The organism is Mycolicibacterium aichiense (assembly GCF_010726245.1).
Taxonomy (GTDB): domain Bacteria; phylum Actinomycetota; class Actinomycetes; order Mycobacteriales; family Mycobacteriaceae; genus Mycobacterium; species Mycobacterium aichiense.
In genome coordinates this window covers 3144145-3159224 of the sequence record NZ_AP022561.1, presented here as the reverse complement: position 1 = coordinate 3159224, position 15080 = coordinate 3144145, and the positions used below count along the sequence as shown (strand labels likewise).

Below are 15080 nucleotides of genomic sequence, written 5' to 3'. Positions count from 1 at the left end.
GACTCCTTGCGGTGATATACGCGACCGTGTGACGATGCCCACAATGAAGGACCTACGGGGCGCAGTGGCCGTCGTAACCGGGGGAGCCGGTGGCATCGGACGTGCCATGGGCAGACGCTTCGGCCAAGAAGGCATGAAGGTGGTGCTGGCCGACGTCCTCGCCGAACCGCTGGACGATGCAACCCGGGCGTTGACGGACGACGGCATCGAGGCGATCGGCGTCGTCACCGACGTCACTGACTACTCCTCGGTCGAATCACTGGCCAGGCAGGCTCTCGATCGCTTCGGGGCCGTCCATGTGGTGTGCAACAACGCCGGCACCGGCGCGGTGTCCGAGGGGTACATGTGGGAACACGATCTTGCGGACTGGCGCTGGGGCATCGACGTCAACGTCCTCGGTGTCATCCACGGCATCAAGGCGTTCGTGCCGATCCTGCTCGACCAAGGTGAGGGCCACGTGGTCAACACCTGCTCGGGCAACGGTGGTTTCGCGCCGATCGCCCGCGGTGCGATGGGCGGGCCGGCCACTGCGGTATACCCGATGACCAAGGCGGCCGTGCTGTGCCTGACCGAAAGCCTCTACACCCACCTGGAAATGACCGGGACCGGTGTGCGGGCCCATGTGCTCTTCCCCGGCGGCTTCTTGAACACCGGCATCTGGGAGTCGTGGCGACACCGCCCGCAGCAGTACGCCGCGACCCAGGAACGTCGCACCGAGCCGCACACCCTCGCCAACGTTGTCGCCCGCTTCGAAACAGCCGGTGCCCATGTGGAATTCACGCCACTGGAAACAGTTGCCGCTCAGGTTGTCGAGGGTCTCCGGACGGACAGCTTCTGGATGATGGGGCCACCCGCACCGTCCGATGACGTGGTGAGCAAGAAGGCGGCCTCGATCATCGCGCGAGGCGAACCCGACTACCTGGTCGACGTCCTCGGCAAGCACGCCGGGCAGAAGGCCGAAACTGAAGGAGGAAACCGATGAGCGTCAACGCCGTTCGCTATGGTCCCCGTCCGCCAGCCGCGCGCGTCGATCACGAGATCGACGCGACCAAGGCGCCGATCGCCACCGAGGCGGTCACCGTCACCTATCTCACCGACCCGGAGATCGTCGCTGCGGTCCTGCCCAAGCCGCTCGAACCGGCGGCCGAACCCCTGGTCCGCGTCCAGTTGCAGCGGGTCCAGATCGAGGGTCGACCGCCGTTCGGGTCGGCGGTGTTCTCGGTGACCGCCCGGCACGGCGACATCGACGGCGACTACCCGTTGTTCATGCCGCAGTCCACCGAACAATCCGTCACCGGTGGACGCGAAACCTTCGGTGAGCCAAAGAAGTTGGCCGACATCCGAGTGGACCGCGATGCCGACGATGTCACCGCGATCGTCGCCCGGCTGGGTTATCCCCTCGTCACGGTGCGCGGGCGGGTCACTGGTCCGGCGGAGTTGCCGCCCGACCAGGTGAACACCGAGTTCTACTTCAAGTTCCTGCGCGCTCCCGACGGCGACGGCATCACCGATCCGCACCTGGTCTACGGCGAGTACCACCGGCATTACGAGCTGCTGGAGGACATCGACGGCACGATCGAGCTGGGGGAGTCGCCACTGGACCCGGTCGCCGACATCGTGGTCCGCCAGCTCAGGTCGATCACCTGGTGCCGACGGCGGACCGTTCAGGTCGGCCGGATCGCCGGGCGGGTGCCGGCGGAGTGGCTGTTGCCGTACGTCCACCAGCGCTACGACGACGTCGCTCTGCTCGCCGCGCCGAGGCCCGAGCCGACGCGGGTGTAGCGGATGGACCGGTATACCGTCATCTCAGCCGACTGCCACGCCGGCGCCGACCTGCTCGACTACCGCGACTATCTCGATCCGGGATTCCGGGACGAATTCGACAGTTGGACAACGACGTACGTCAATCCGTTCGCCGATCTCGCCGACGCCGACGCCGAACGCAACTGGGACAGCGACCGCCGCAACGCCGACCTGGACGTCGAGGGGGTCGCCGGTGAGGTGATCTACCCCAACACCATTCCGCCGTTCTTCCCGTCGTCCAGCCTGGCGGCCACACCACCCGAGACCACCCGTGAGCTCGAGCTGCGCTGGGCCGGGCTGCGTGCACACAATCGCTGGCTGGCCGACTTCTGCTCGCTGTCGCCCGAGCGTCGCGCCGGGGTGGGGCAGATCCTGCTACAGGACCTCGACGAAGCCGTCGCCGAGGTGGCGCAGATCGCCAAACTCGGTCTGCGCGGCGGTGTTCTGCTGCCGGGGATACCGCCCGGGGCGGCCATCCCACAGCTGTACGCCGAGCACTGGGAACCACTGTGGGCGGCGTGCGCCGACGCCGGTCTCGTGGTCAACCACCACGGCGGCAACGCCGGACCCAGCCCCCTCGACGGCTGGGGCAGCTCATTCGCGGTATGGGTGTACGAGACGCACTGGTTCGCGCACCGGGCGCTGTGGCACCTGATCTTCAGCGGTGTGATGGATCGTCACCCGGACCTCACCGTGGTGTTCACCGAGCAAGGTGCCGGGTGGATCCCGGCCACCCTGGACTCCCTCGACGTCGCCGCGGCCCGTTACGCGCGAGAAGGATCCGCCATCGCCCGGTTCGCCGGACCCACCGCGGGCTCCCTGAGCCTCAAGCCCAGCGAGTTCTGGGCCCGCCAATGCTATGTCGGAGCCAGTTTCATGCGGCCGGTCGAATGCGCCGAACGGCACGAGATCGGCGTCGACCGAATCATGTGGGGAAGCGACTACCCGCATCTGGAGGGAACCGGTTTCTTCACCCGAGAAGCGTTGCGCTACACATTCTCCGGCGTGGCACCTGAGGAAGTCGCGGCCATGCTCGGCGGTAACGCGGCGGCCGTCTACGGCTTCGATCTGGCGGCGCTGCAACCCCTGGCCGACCGGATCGGTCCGACGGTGGCCGAGGTCGCCGAACCGCTGGCGGAGGTACCCGCGGGTGCAAGCAGCACCGTTTTCGAGCCCGACCCCATCCGTACCTGGTAATCGAAAGGCCCATCGTGAACAACGCTGCCCCGTACCTGATCATCTCCGCCGACACGCACGCCGAGCTTCCGACCGAGCGGTACCGGGAATATGTCGACCCCGAATACCGGGAGGATTTCGAGGCCTACCTCGCCGAGAAGCAGGCCGCGGCGCAAGCCGGTGGGTTCATCGACGAGGAGTTCGCGCAGACCTGGTTCGACGAGCACGGGGAGGGCATCGCCGGCGGATGGGATGTCGCTCAACGGGATAAGGAACTCGACGGAGACGGGGTGGCCGGCGAGGTCATCTTCCCAGACGCCGATGCAGTCACGGGCGTGGCGGGAGCTCCGTTCGGCGCCGGCCTTGGCCAGTCGGGCGACCTCGACCCCGGCCGGGCGATGGCCGGCGCACGAGCGCACAACCGGTGGCTGTCCGAACTGTGCAGCCACAGTCCGGAGCGGCGCGCCGGAGTCGCGGTGATCCCGATCCTGGCCGATGTCGATGCGGCGGTTGCCGAGATCACCCGAGCCGCCGAAGCCGGTCTGCGAGGCGGAATCCTGATCCCCGTGCTCTGGGGTGACTACCCGCCGTATCACGATCGTCGCTACGACAAGGTCTGGGCCGCTTGCCAGGACCTGCAGATGCCGGTGCACACCCACGTGGGTCCCGCTCCGAGTGCGGAGTACGGCGAGCACTTGGGGATCTACACCACCGAGGTGCGGTGGTGGGGAGCCCGGCCGCTGTGGTTCGCCCTCTGGGCCGGGGTGTTCGAGCGTTTCCCCGCGCTGCGCTGGGGTGCCACCGAGTGCGGTGCGTTCTGGGCCAACGATCTGCTGTGGTTGATGGACACCCGCTTCCTGCGGGAGCATTCGGCGAAGAAGATGAGCCGAGCGCTCGAGGGTGATCTGACCATGCCGCCCTCGGCGTACTTCGACCGGAACTGCTTCATCGGCGCCACCACGACCGAGCGTCGCGAACTGGCTCGGCGTTACGAGATCGGTGTTGCGAACATGCTGTGGGGCAACGACTATCCGCATCCGGAAGGAACCTGGCCGAACACCCGTAAATGGCTGCGGCACGCGTTCTGGGACATCCCCATCGACGAGACCCGGCAGATGCTGGGGCTGGCGGCGGCCGAGATCTACCACTTCGATCAGGAAGCTCTGGCTCCGCTTGTCCAGCGCATCGGTCCGACGCCGGACGACCTCGGGCAGGACGATGCCGTGAGCATTCCGAAGTGGGAGGCGGCGCGGCAGGCCGGCCGGCACTGGCTCACTGATACCGAGCCCCTCGCGGACCTGGTGGAGAACTGACGGTCTCGCGGCTTTCGGTGAGAAGCGTGCGCCACGCTTCTCGGGACGGTAAGAGAGTGGATATGGAACATACTGGGCCACTGCGCGGTATTCGCGTTCTGGAGTTGTCGCTGGCGCTGACCGGTCCTTACATCGGTGCGCTGTTCGCCGACCAGGGTGCCGATGTGGTGAAAGTGGAGCGGCCCGACATCGGCGACATCCTGCGCTGGATCGGCCCGAGTGTGAACGGGTTGAGCGCGGTGTTCCGGGTGTGCAACCGCGGCAAGAAGTCGATCGCGGTAGATGTCCGAACCGACGCCGGACGGGAGATCGCGCTCGAGTTGGCGACGCAGGCCGACGTGGTGATCCAGAACTTTCGTCCGGGCGTGGCCGATCGGCTCGGTGTCGGGTATGACGACGTCGTCGCGATCAATCCCGAGGTCGTCTACGTCTCGCTGACCGGTTTCGGTGAGGTCGGGCCCTATCGGGACCGCAGCGCCTACGACACGGTGATTCAGGCTTACGGTGGTGTGGCGTCCAGCCAGGCCGCACCCGACGCCGGGGAGCCAATCTTCTTGCAGCAGGTGCTGGCCGACAAGGTCACCGCGCTGTATGCCAGCCAAGCCGTCACCGCCGCTCTGTTCGCTCGGGCGACCGGGCGCGGCGGACAACACGTGCATGTCTCGATGGTGGATGCGGTGGTGTCCTTCTTGTGGACCGATGCGGCCGGCAACGAGGTCTTGCTCGACTCGGACAACTCGCAGCCGTCCAGTTTCACATCGGGATTCAAGCCGTTCCGGTTCATCGACGGGTGGGGTGTGGTGACTCCGATCTCGGATTCCGACTTCACCGGCATGTGCCGCGCGCTGGACGCGCCCGGCGCCGACGATCCACGACTGCAGACCGCCGAGCTGCGAAATCAGCACCGCCCGTTGATGGCCGAGGTGATGGCAGCGTGTTATGCCGGCGCGGAGAAGCTGACGGTGCACCAAGCGACGGAGAGATTCGAAGCCGCCGACGTACCGTACGCGATGATCGTGCCGCCCGAGGAACTGCCCGACGATCCGCACGCCATCGCTATGGGATTGTTCGAAGAACGTGACGACCCGGTGGTGGGGCGGGTGCGAATCCCGCGGCATCCCGCCCTCTTCGACGGCACTCCGGCTCGATTAGCCGGTCCGGCACCGAAATTGGGCGAGCACACCGAAGAGATACTCGCCCAGATGGGCCGCGTTGGTCAGGGGTCCGGCTTACGGGAAGCCGGGGTCATCGCCTGACGGCGGTCGGCTAGACCGCGACAGCCTCGAGAATGCTGATCGGACCGACGGTGTCGACCACTCGAGTCAGCCGGAACCCCGCCTTGTCGAGCAACTGACCGTACTCGGCCGCAGTGCGTTCGCGAGCGTTGGCGACGACAAGCATCTCGATGTCCACCCACTTGCCGTGAAAATTCCTGTCGTGGTCGGGAATGACGAACTCGATCAATAACACTCGTGCGTCCCGACGAGCGGCGCTGCGGACGTTCTGCAGAATGCGAACCGCATCGTCGTCGGGCCAATCGTGGATGATGTGCTTGAGCACATAGGCATCGGCGCCCTCCGGAACGGATTCGAAGAACGATCCCGGGTCGATTCGGATGCGGTGCTCGACCCCGTGCCGGCGGAGCAGAACCGGTGCACCGGCCACCACCTCGGGCAGGTCGAACAACACGCCGCGGGCCTGCGGCGCCGATTCGAGGATGGCGGCGAGCAGCCGGCCGTGACCGCCGCCGACGTCGGCGATCGTGGCGAAGCGGCTGAAGTCATAGGCCGCGACGACAGCGCTGACCGACGACTCCGACAGTCCCGTCATGGCCTGGTTGAAGAGTCCGGCGAGCGCCGGCTCATCGGCCAGGTAGTCGAAGATCGGCTTGCCCCGCAACGCCGGAACCACCGCGGAGCCTGTGCGTATCGCGTCCGCCACGTGACTCCAATGCTCGCGGTGCTGGGCTGAGCCAACCCAGCGGGCCATGCCCGCCATCGAGACGGGGGAGTCGGTGCGCAACGTCTCGGCAAGGGCGGTGAGCTCGTAGCGGCCGTCGCTGCGGTGCCGGAATACACCGATACCGATGAGGGCCCGAAGCATTCGGCGCAATGCGTCCTGGTCGACATTCAGTCGCCGCGAGAGCTCTTCACCGGTTGCAGGACCGCCCGCCAACTCATCAGCGATCCCGAGTTCGGCAGCGGCGGAGATCAATTGGGCAATCCAGGCGCCCATGATCAGTTCCATCATCGCCGCGGCCGGTGGGACGGCGCGTTGATTGATCCGGGATAGGTGATGGCGGACGCGCTCGACGGCCCGGACAAGTTTCGTCGGTGGCGTTTTGGTGGACGTCACGGGACCATCCCTTCCTGGTTCCTCGCGTAGCCATAAGCGACCGAACCGTAACCCCACTTTCCGTTTAGTGCAAGTGGGCACTTGCATTAGCATCTGGGTGTGCCCAAACGCATCGACGAAGACGACCTGTTCCGCACGACTGTCGCGGTATTCGCCGAGTGCGGGTACCGGGCCACCACCACCCAGGAGATCGCGGCGCGGGCGGGTGTCAACGAAGCGACGCTGTTCCGGCGCTACGGAGCCAAGGCGGCGCTGATCAACACGGCGCTGACGCACGTCTTGGCGGACTCATCGTTCGCGAGCGTGGCGGTCAGTGACGATGTCACGGCCGACCTCACCACGCTGGTGCGATCCTACGTCGAGACCGCGCAGCGCTACGGCGGTGCGGTCGCGACCCTCCTTGCCGAGGTGCCTCGGAATCTGGAACTGCGAGAAGCGATTACGGCGTTGATGCCCAATCTGGTCAACGCGGCCGCCGTGATCGCGGCGCATCAGGACGCTGGGCGGCTGGCGGCAGGCGACCCGCTACACGCGTTGGTCACATTGATCGGGCCCTTGTTGGTGTTCGGCCTATGGGCGCGCACCGGGGCGACGCCGGCGGTTCCCGATATCGACGCGGGCAAGGTGGCGGCTGCTTTCCTGGACGGGCACCGCGCCCGCGGCTAGTCGGGGTGGGTGGTCGGCAGGCCGAGTTCGTCCGCCGGCGCGCTGAGGTAGCGCTGCACGCTGGGACCGATGAGGGTGACCACCTCGTCGGGGGTCAGCGTCGACAGCGGTGGCACCCGCATGACGTACCGCAGCATCGCCGTGCCGACGAGGCTCGTGGCGGCGAGCATCGCCCGCAGTCGCGCATCGTCGGCACCGCCAAGGGCATCGGTGACCGCGGTCATCACATAACTGTGCAAGAACTCCCGAAATGCCTCGTGCGCATCATTGTTCGACGTCGCCGACTGCAGCATCGAGACCATGCTCGCAGCGGTGTCGGGTTGCTCCCAGATGCTCAGATAAGCGCGCACGATGCGGAGCCCCAACGCGTCGTCATCGCCGGCGGTCAGCTGGTCGGTGAAGAGACCGGGGTCGAGAACCAGCTTCATCGACTCGCGGAAGAGTTCTGCCTTCGAGCCGAACAGATACAACACCATCGACGGATCGACATGGGCTTCGTCGGCGATCGCCCGCAGCGTCGTCTTCTCGTAGCCGTGCCGAGCGAATTGGTTCTTGGCCGCACGCATGACCACGTCCCGGGACACGGGTTCGCCGTGGCGTCTGCCGCGTCGCTTGTCCATCGCTGCACGTGAAGGCATGTCTGACGATATCATTTCAATATCCATTGAATTAATTCTCTCGACGGTCTACGCTCTGCTCATGATTTCATCCGTCGTTGAAAAAAGTCCGGAAGCTCGGCCGGGACGTGCGGCGGAGCGGATGCGCGCGGGCTCAGCGGCCACGCGTGCGATGGGAATCGTCGTAGGTCTCTCCGTTGTGGTGGCGGTGTTGGCCATCGCATTCGCGCTACCGGCGGCCCGCAGCAAGCCACATGACCTACCGATTGGCATAGCCGGTCCGCACGCCGGACGGATCGCAGCTCTGCTGCAGCAGAACCAGTCCGGTTCATTTCGCGTGACCACCTACCCCGACGAGGCGGCGTTGCGGGCCGCCGTTCGTGGCCGGGATGAGTACGGCGGCCTGGCGCTCGGCCCTGCCGGCCCCGTCCTGCTCACCGCCACCGGTGCCAGTCCGGCTGTGGCTCAGGCACTTTCCCAGCTCGGCAATCAACTCTCGACAGCGATCACAGTCCCAGTGCGAACCGAGGACCTTGTGCCCCCGACCGCTCGAGACCCGCGTGGAGCGGGGCTCATCGCCTCCGGTCTGCCCATCACGCTCGCGGGCCTACTACCGGCGATCCTGTTGGTGTTGTTGCTGCCGAACCAGATTTGGCTCAGAGCCTTTGCACTGCTGATATTTTCAGCGACGGCAGCGGTGGCGATCACCGCGGTCCTCTGGTGGGTCGTTGGTTCACTCGATGGGAACGCCGGCGGTGTCGCGGCCGCTCTGATGCTGGGTGTGGCCGGTGCGGGGCTGGCGGTGCTGGGGTTGGGTACGGTGTTCGGGCGCATCGGGCTGGTGGTTGGTTCAGCGTTGGCACTGCTGTTGGGAAATCCGCTGTCAGGCCTGGCCAGTGCGCCAGAACTGTTGCCCCGGGGGTGGGGCGAGCTCGGTCAGTATCTTCCTCAGGGCGCGACGGCGACGCTGCTGCGTTCGACGGCATTCTTCAACGGGGCAGGAGGCGGCGCCGCGGTTGTGGTGTTGACTGCGTGGGCAGCCGCAGGCACGGTTCTCATCGGGATCGCGTTTCTCCGGTCGCGGACTCACCACGGCTCGAACGCCCGGCACTTCGGTGGCGCTCTCGTCTGGTTGGGTGCCGGCGCGATCACCGTGGGCATCGGCGCTGCTCTCGCGCAGGGGTCCGGGTCAGCCAGCGCCGACACCGGACACAGCGGGCGAAGCGACGCCGGACCAGCCTCACCCACCCGCCATGGCGATGCCGTCAAGGCCAACGCGCCGAAGGTAGTTCGGCCATCTGCCGGCGCCAATCGCACGACTGCCGGCCGAGCCGAGAAGAACCCAAGACCTCATGACGTACTGGGCTGGGTCCGCCGGGAGTTGCGCTACACCCTGTTCAACAAACCTCCGGTGATATCACCCGTTCAACATTCGCAGGATCCCGTTACCGGTGTCGTCACAGGTGATCTCCACGGCACCAACGGATCTCGGGGTGGACTGACGTACACAGTCAGTCAACCCGACAATGCTGCGGTCCACGTCAACCCGGACGGCACCTTCACCGTCACTCCCGACGCGACCACCGCCCACATTGGCGGGTCGGTGAGCTTCACTGTCACCGCCGACAACGGCCGCGCCTACCGGCTGCCCGGCATGCTGGGCCGCATCCAATCGGTAATCCACTACTACGCACAACGATTGGGCATCAGCGGCCAAGACTCGGCAACTACGACGGTGTCCGTCGATGTCGCGTCCATCAACAAGGCACCGTCCATCAGCGGGTATTCGGACACCACGTCCTCGGTCGACGGCTCGGTCTCCGGCCAAATCCAGGCAGCCGATCCCAACCAGGACAGCCTGCACTTCAGCGGATCGGCGACGAGCGCAGCCGGGGGAGTCGTCACCATCAACGCCGACGGATCGTTCACCTACGCGCCGACATTTCAGATACGCCACGCCGCAGCCGCTGACAACGCACCCGACACGGCAACCACCGACAGTTTCACGGTCACCGTCAGCGACGGCTACGGCGGTTCCACCACCCAGACGATCACGGTGCCGGTGAGTGCCGTCAACGGAAACCCCAGCGGCGGCACGATCACCGATTTGGCCGTCGACGACGTCATTGGTGTGGTCACCGGATCCGTCATCGGCGTCACCGACCCGGATTCGGACCCGCTGAGCTACAGCTCGAATCCGGCCACACCGGGTGGGGGGTTCGTCGACGTCTACGGTGACGGGTCATTCACCTACAACCCGACTGCCGAGCAGCGGCATCTCGCCGCGGCGTTGGGCGCCCCCTTCACCGTGACCCACGACAGCTTCGTCATTTCGGTCGCGGATGGCCACGGCGGCAGCACCGCGATCACAGTCGTGGTCCCGGTCGCGCCCGAGGTGGATGAACCTCCGACCGGGGTCGCGGCCGGCTGACGGCGACGAAGGTCGAGAACCGACACTGTGAGCTCGTAGAGGACTAGAGTTCGCTCGCCGGTCGAGAATTCTCGAAGACGGGAGGGCGGCGACGATGAGAAACCTACCCGGTGCCGCCGGGGTGTTGACGGCGATCATGGCTATCGGATCCACGGTGGCGGGTCCGACAGCATCAGCCTCGCCTGCGTGCACACCCGATTCGCTTGGTTTGACCACCAGCGCTCCCGCGTCACCCGGCGATGCGACGCAGATCCATTTCGACGTGATCTTCACCAACATCTCGCCTCAGCCGTGCGAGCTGAACGGGTATCCCGGCGTGGATCTCATCGGTCCAGACGACCCGATGTGGGGTCCGGATTATCAGGTGCCGCAACAAGGCGACGCTGCAGTGCCGATCACGCTCGCACCGGGCGTCTCCGCGAGCAGCCGTCTGACGTTCCTGGCGGACCCCAATGGCTGGGTGCCGGACACCATCGCGGTGACGCTGCCGAATGTGCCTGGGCGGATGGAAGTTCCCTGGATCACCGGCCGGGTGCCCGTCGCCCGGCAGGACGCCGCGAGTCACCCGGGGACCTACGTCGGACCGCTCCACGCGGTGGCGTCCGATGGATAAGGGGGAGCTGGCGGCCGAGCTCGGTCATCCGGGCGCTCAACAACTGCTGTCGGGGGCGATGGCTCGGCTCGCCTACAACGGATACGACGGCTTTCCACGCGTCATCCCCGTCGGGTTCCACTGGACGGGGGAACGGATCGTGGTGTCGACGGCGCCGACCTCACCGAAAGCCCGTGCGCTGGCGTCGCGGCCCCAGGTCGCCGTGACCATCGACGGCGGCTCGTCGCCTGAAGAGGCCAAGGCGCTGCTGGTGCGGGGCCTGGCCACCCTGGAAACAGTCGACGGCGTCACCGAGGAGTACCTCACGTCGGCTCGAAACACCATGAGTGGTGAGGAACTCACCGAGTTCGAGCGCAACGTGACGTCTACCTACCCGCAGATGGTTCGGATCTCGATCGAGCCGGTATGGGCTCGCTTCTACGACTTCGGCGCAGGCCGATTGCCGAAGTTCCTGTCGGACTTCATGACCGACAGCTAGGCCGTGATGCTTTGGGCGTAACTGAACACGTTGGCCGGGTCATAGGCCGCCTTGATCTGACGTAGCCGCTCGACATTGGTGCCCCAGTAGGCGTGTTCCCAGTCCGGCATTCCGGCGTTGGGCACGTTGACATAGGCCCCGTTGACGTAGGGCGCCAACGCTTCGGTGAGTCCGGCGACCCACGCGAGCACTGCCGCGGTCTCATCCTCCGCGGCCGGCGGGCCGCCGCGAACACCCCACCCTGCGCCCGGCTCGGCGTAGTACAACGCACCGCGGTGGGCGAACGCCGACCCGCCCGACGGCTCACTGTCGGCCAGCGCGCCACCGAACGCGTTGGTGAAGTAGTTGCACCCCGCGGGTGCCTTCGCCATGAACTCGGCAATGATGCGCACCGCGTCGGACGGCAAGGGGTCCGTCATGAACTGTGAGGCGAACTTCCAGTTCGCCGGTTCCGCTGTGATGGGGATCTGGAATCCCGCGTAGATCTCCGGCCACGTCGAGTCCTGCACCACGACATCAGGCCTCCCGATCGACAGCATGGGCGAAAGTAGCTGCAGTGCTTCAGCTTCCGTTCCGCCGGCAAGCAGGGCATGTAGCCCGATCTTGTCGCCCTCGATCTCCAGCTGACTCGTCAGCCGACGGTCCGCGTACGGCGCGGACTGCTGCCAGGACTCGAACACCGCCTCCAAATCCTCGAAGCCGGGCCACGTGGCGACGACGAAGATCGCTTGTGTCAGCGGATGAATGCGATACGTCAACGACGTGACGATGCCGAAGTTTCCGTTGCCCGCGCCCCGGAGCGCCCATAACAGGTCAGGGTTGTTGTGTTCGTCGGCGACGATCACCTCGGCGCCGCCGTCGGTTGAGGCGATAACGATCTCGACCGCCAGCAGGTTGTCCGACGCCATTCCGTACTTGCGTGTCAGCAGGCCGAAGCCGCCGCCCAGCGTCGCGCCGACCAGCCCGACGCTGCCTTCGGTTCCGGTGGGGGCCGCAAAACCTGCCACGCCGAGTCCGGTGACCGCCTCCAGCTGGTTGAGTCCCGCCCCGACGGTCGCGGTCCGGGCGTGCGCGTCGATGGTCACCGACTTCAACCCGCTGACATCGATCACCACCCCGCCGTCGACACCAGACCAGCCTTCCAGCGCGTGGCCGCCGCTGCGAACTCGGACGGCGAGTCCCTCCTTGCGTGCCCAGGTCAGAGCGTTGACGACATCGTCTGTGTCGCCGGCGAAGACGACGGCCTTGGGGCGGTGGGTGAAGAAGTGGTTCCAGCCCCGGCTGGCGTCGGCGTAGTCGGCATCGCCAGGGTGGACCACCCGGCCGGTGAGTGCAGCGGTCATGATCACTCCACCTCCGCGAACATGTTGGAATCTCCAGGCTCGTGCTCGAGCACCGAGCGATTGAACTTCCACATGTAGAGGAAGTACAGCCCGCCGGCCGCCGACAACCCGAAGGCCAGCGCGATGGGCGCCCATCCCGGGGACGTCGTGATCACCACGAAGAGCGAAATGATCACCCACACAAGCGCTCCGATCGCGACCGGCCATTCCCAGCGACCCAGGTCGAATCCGCCCGGCCTGCTGTCGAGCTTGTGACGCGTCGCCAGATACAAGATGATCGTGAACAGGTAGGGCAGGATCGTGACGATCGCGCCGGCCATGATCAGTTGCAGCAGTGCGTCTCCGGGCATCACCGCCATCAGGATCACGCCGACGGCCAGCACCAGGAATGTCGCGGGAATCGGTGTGCGGGTGCGCGGGTTGACCCGGCCCATCACCTTGTGAGCGGGAAAGCGGCCGTCACGCGACATCGCATAGATGTAGCGGGCTCCCGACACCATGCTGACCAGGGCGGCCCCGAAGAATGCCAGGGCGATCGCGGCCAGCAGCGGCCGCTCGAAGCCCGGCCCGAAGCGCTGATTCATGATCTCGGCCACCGGCGACTCGGTGTTCGAGACCTTGGCCATGTCGGTGATCGACACGGTCAGGATGATGACGAACACCATTCCCAGCACCGAGGCCGCAACGACCGAGCCGATGATCGCGCGCGGAACGGTACGCGTCGGATTCTTGGCCTCCTCAGCCATATTCGAGGCCGTCTCGAAACCCACCAGGGTGGACAACCCCATGATCGATGCCGCCATCAACCCGCCGCCGATGACCCAGAAATTCGGGTTGCCTTCGGTGATGCCGCGGGAGAACAGGTTGGCGGGTTCGGCGGTGCCGCTCACCATAATTGCGATGGTCAGGGCGACGCCGATGACGAGCAGAATGGCCAGTTCGACGCCAACGGACAGTGAGTTGACCCAACCGACGATGCGCGTTGCGGCAACGGCAAGGATGAATTGAATGATCAACAGCGCCACGGTCATTACGCGCGCGGTCGTCTCACTGGGCTCCATACCGAACAGCGGCATCAGACACTGGCTGGCCAGGGCGTTGTCGATGGTGACCGGACTGGCGACCGCACTGAGAACGGCCAGCCAGCCGAAGGCCCACCCGAGTTTGGGGCTGGCCAGCCGCGACGCCCAGGCGTAGGACGATCCGCTGAGCGGGATGCGCGCAGCGAATTGTGCGTACACCAACGCCACCAGAATCTGTCCGATCGCGACGATGGGGAACAGCCAGATGCCAACCGGCCCCGAATCCCGCAACACATCGTCATAGGTGGCGAAGATTCCCACCGCGACGGACAGGGACGCGAACGAGATGGCAAATACCTGAAAGCCATTCAGTGTTCGCTTGAGTTCCGGTTCGTAGCCGCAGTCTTCGCAGAAGTCGTCGGCGGCTTCGTCGCCGGTGAGAACTTGTGTCACGTGCTTCACCTTGCTGTTCGGTGTTGAGGGGACTGTAGGCCGCGGAAAGCAGTTACTTGCCGGTATGGGCCGTACTGGTGTGGGCGGCGCCAGGGAGGTGACCGGCACCCGCGCCGCTGTCGTCGCCGTGAATCGGTATCGGATGCCCCCGGGGTACGACTTCCTGGTCCCCGCGGTCGACAGACTGAAGTTGATGGGTGCCGGTCACCGGAGTCGCGGAGTCGGCCTGTGCCAGGCCGGTGCCGATGCCCAGAGCGGCGGCGGTGATGCCGCCGAAGAGTGCGCCGTAGGCGGCCATCTTCGTGATGCCGGTGATCGTGTTCATGCTGTTGAACGTATGGCCCATGGGCACACCGACTCTTCGGCTGAACTATGTGTTCTCCAGCGCGGCGAATGGGTCAAATGATGTAGGCCGTCCATGCCGCGATATGAACCGGGGACGGCGACAGCGTGACAGTTCGGCACGGCGGTTGGCGATTCGCCACCCTCGGCCGGCCGGCGCACGATATGAATCACGGGTGAGCAACCACCACGTGAACCTGACCCCGCAAGAAGAGTCGCTGATCGGCGAGAGCCAACCCGAAGCGTTGGCTCGGATGGACGCCTCGCAGTTGAAGGATCTGCAAAGCCGGCTCCGGCAGGCGCGGGAGAAGAACTTCAGCCTGTTGCGGCGCCAGGGCGCGGCTCGGGTGGAGGCCGAGGGCGGGCGCGGCGCCGCGCAGCCGGCCAATGAGAAACGCTCGGAAAAGGTGGATGTCTTCGACGAGGCGTTGGCTCGGGTGACGCAGCGGCTCGACGCCGTCGAGTAGC

At 66.0% G+C, this 15080-nt stretch carries 15 protein-coding genes and 1 pseudogene; 11 read left to right on the top strand and 5 right to left on the bottom strand.

Annotated features, from left to right (window positions below; translation table 11 throughout):
- Positions 1 to 43: 43 nt before the first annotated feature.
- The 5 genes from G6N32_RS15360 to G6N32_RS15340 all read left to right on the top strand — a co-directional run bounded on the left by G6N32_RS15360 (position 44) and on the right by G6N32_RS15340 (position 5548).
- Positions 44 to 982, top strand: a complete 939-nt coding sequence (locus G6N32_RS15360; RefSeq protein WP_115320328.1) for an SDR family NAD(P)-dependent oxidoreductase — start codon at positions 44 to 46, stop codon at positions 980 to 982.
- Positions 979 to 1782, top strand: coding sequence for an acetoacetate decarboxylase family protein (locus tag G6N32_RS15355; RefSeq protein WP_115320327.1), 804 nt, complete (start codon positions 979 to 981; stop codon positions 1780 to 1782). The genes G6N32_RS15360 and G6N32_RS15355 overlap by 4 nt, the downstream gene beginning before the upstream one ends.
- A gap of 3 nt (positions 1783 to 1785) precedes the next feature.
- Complete coding sequence (locus tag G6N32_RS15350; RefSeq protein ID WP_115320326.1) at positions 1786 to 3000, top strand: amidohydrolase family protein; 1215 nt, start codon at positions 1786 to 1788, stop codon at positions 2998 to 3000.
- Positions 3001 to 3014: 14 nt separating this feature from the next.
- Positions 3015 to 4292, top strand: coding sequence for an amidohydrolase family protein (locus G6N32_RS15345; RefSeq protein WP_115320325.1), 1278 nt, complete (start codon positions 3015 to 3017; stop codon positions 4290 to 4292).
- Positions 4293 to 4354: 62 nt separating this feature from the next.
- A complete protein-coding gene (locus tag G6N32_RS15340) occupies positions 4355 to 5548 on the top strand; it encodes a CaiB/BaiF CoA transferase family protein (RefSeq protein ID WP_115320324.1) in 1194 nt (397 codons plus the stop codon).
- Positions 5549 to 5558: 10 nt separating this feature from the next.
- Here the strand turns inward: G6N32_RS15340 and G6N32_RS15335 are convergent, their stop codons facing one another.
- Positions 5559 to 6647 carry a methyltransferase gene (locus G6N32_RS15335; protein ID WP_163789287.1) on the bottom strand — a complete coding sequence of 363 codons (1089 nt, stop codon included), beginning with the start codon at positions 6645 to 6647 and terminating at the stop codon, positions 5559 to 5561.
- A gap of 99 nt (positions 6648 to 6746) precedes the next feature.
- Between G6N32_RS15335 and G6N32_RS15330 the strand changes: the two genes are divergently transcribed.
- A complete protein-coding gene (locus tag G6N32_RS15330; RefSeq protein ID WP_115320322.1) occupies positions 6747 to 7313 on the top strand; it encodes a TetR/AcrR family transcriptional regulator in 567 nt (188 codons plus the stop codon).
- Here the strand turns inward: G6N32_RS15330 and G6N32_RS15325 are convergent.
- Positions 7310 to 7951 (bottom strand): TetR/AcrR family transcriptional regulator, encoded by a 642-nt coding sequence (locus G6N32_RS15325; RefSeq protein WP_115320321.1) that lies wholly within the window; start codon positions 7949 to 7951, stop codon positions 7310 to 7312. The two genes, G6N32_RS15330 and G6N32_RS15325, sit on opposite strands and share 4 nt — an antisense overlap.
- Positions 7952 to 8072: 121 nt before the next feature.
- On the opposite strand from G6N32_RS15325, the pseudogene G6N32_RS28850 reads away from it, so the two are divergent.
- From G6N32_RS28850 to G6N32_RS15310, 4 genes and pseudogenes are all read left to right on the top strand, one after another.
- A pseudogene (locus G6N32_RS28850) lies at positions 8073 to 9014 on the top strand (ABC transporter permease); the annotation flags it as partial.
- Between the two features lie 570 nt (positions 9015 to 9584).
- Positions 9585 to 10361 (top strand): cadherin-like domain-containing protein, encoded by a 777-nt coding sequence (locus G6N32_RS28845; RefSeq protein WP_232077781.1) that lies wholly within the window; start codon positions 9585 to 9587, stop codon positions 10359 to 10361.
- A 94-nt stretch (positions 10362 to 10455) separates the two neighbouring features.
- Positions 10456 to 10974 carry a DUF4232 domain-containing protein gene (locus tag G6N32_RS15315; protein WP_115320319.1) on the top strand — a complete coding sequence of 173 codons (519 nt, stop codon included), beginning with the start codon at positions 10456 to 10458 and terminating at the stop codon, positions 10972 to 10974.
- On the top strand, positions 10967 to 11452 hold the full coding sequence (locus G6N32_RS15310) for a pyridoxamine 5'-phosphate oxidase family protein (protein ID WP_115320318.1): 486 nt from the start codon (positions 10967 to 10969) through the stop codon (positions 11450 to 11452). The genes G6N32_RS15315 and G6N32_RS15310 overlap by 8 nt, the downstream gene beginning before the upstream one ends.
- Here the strand turns inward: G6N32_RS15310 and G6N32_RS15305 are convergent.
- From G6N32_RS15305 to G6N32_RS15295, 3 genes are read right to left on the bottom strand one after another with little or no spacing between them, the layout of a single operon-like run.
- Complete coding sequence (locus tag G6N32_RS15305) at positions 11449 to 12795, bottom strand: FAD-binding oxidoreductase (protein ID WP_115320317.1); 1347 nt, start codon at positions 12793 to 12795, stop codon at positions 11449 to 11451. The genes G6N32_RS15310 and G6N32_RS15305 overlap by 4 nt on opposite strands.
- A gap of 2 nt (positions 12796 to 12797) precedes the next feature.
- Positions 12798 to 14270, bottom strand: coding sequence for an APC family permease (locus G6N32_RS15300; protein ID WP_115320316.1), 1473 nt, complete (start codon positions 14268 to 14270; stop codon positions 12798 to 12800).
- A 52-nt stretch (positions 14271 to 14322) separates the two neighbouring features.
- The gene (locus G6N32_RS15295; RefSeq protein ID WP_147292037.1) at positions 14323 to 14595 is read right to left on the bottom strand and encodes a hypothetical protein; all 273 of its coding nucleotides are present in this window, start codon (positions 14593 to 14595) and stop codon (positions 14323 to 14325) included.
- 193 nt (positions 14596 to 14788) lie between these two features.
- On the opposite strand from G6N32_RS15295, the gene G6N32_RS15290 reads away from it, so the two are divergent.
- A complete protein-coding gene (locus G6N32_RS15290; protein ID WP_115320314.1) occupies positions 14789 to 15079 on the top strand; it encodes a hypothetical protein in 291 nt (96 codons plus the stop codon).
- The last annotated feature ends 1 nt before the right edge of the window (position 15080 follow it).

Bases quoted from the DNA above. Each gene is read 5' to 3' on its own strand.
- G6N32_RS15315 (WP_115320319.1), top strand. From the start codon at position 10,456: ATGAGAAACCTACCCGGTGCCGCCGGGGTGTTGACGGCGATCATGGCT.
- G6N32_RS15305 (WP_115320317.1), bottom strand. From the start codon at position 12,795: ATGACCGCTGCACTCACCGGCCGGGTGGTCCACCCTGGCGATGCCGAC.
- G6N32_RS15360 (WP_115320328.1), top strand. From the start codon at position 44: ATGAAGGACCTACGGGGCGCAGTGGCCGTCGTAACCGGGGGAGCCGGT.
- G6N32_RS15295 (WP_147292037.1), bottom strand. From the start codon at position 14,595: ATGAACACGATCACCGGCATCACGAAGATGGCCGCCTACGGCGCACTC.
- G6N32_RS15310 (WP_115320318.1), top strand. From the start codon at position 10,967: ATGGATAAGGGGGAGCTGGCGGCCGAGCTCGGTCATCCGGGCGCTCAA.
- G6N32_RS15325 (WP_115320321.1), bottom strand. From the start codon at position 7,951: ATGCCTTCACGTGCAGCGATGGACAAGCGACGCGGCAGACGCCACGGC.
- G6N32_RS28845 (WP_232077781.1), top strand. From the start codon at position 9,585: ATGCTGGGCCGCATCCAATCGGTAATCCACTACTACGCACAACGATTG.
- G6N32_RS15355 (WP_115320327.1), top strand. From the start codon at position 979: ATGAGCGTCAACGCCGTTCGCTATGGTCCCCGTCCGCCAGCCGCGCGC.
- G6N32_RS15350 (WP_115320326.1), top strand. From the start codon at position 1,786: ATGGACCGGTATACCGTCATCTCAGCCGACTGCCACGCCGGCGCCGAC.
- G6N32_RS15340 (WP_115320324.1), top strand. From the start codon at position 4,355: ATGGAACATACTGGGCCACTGCGCGGTATTCGCGTTCTGGAGTTGTCG.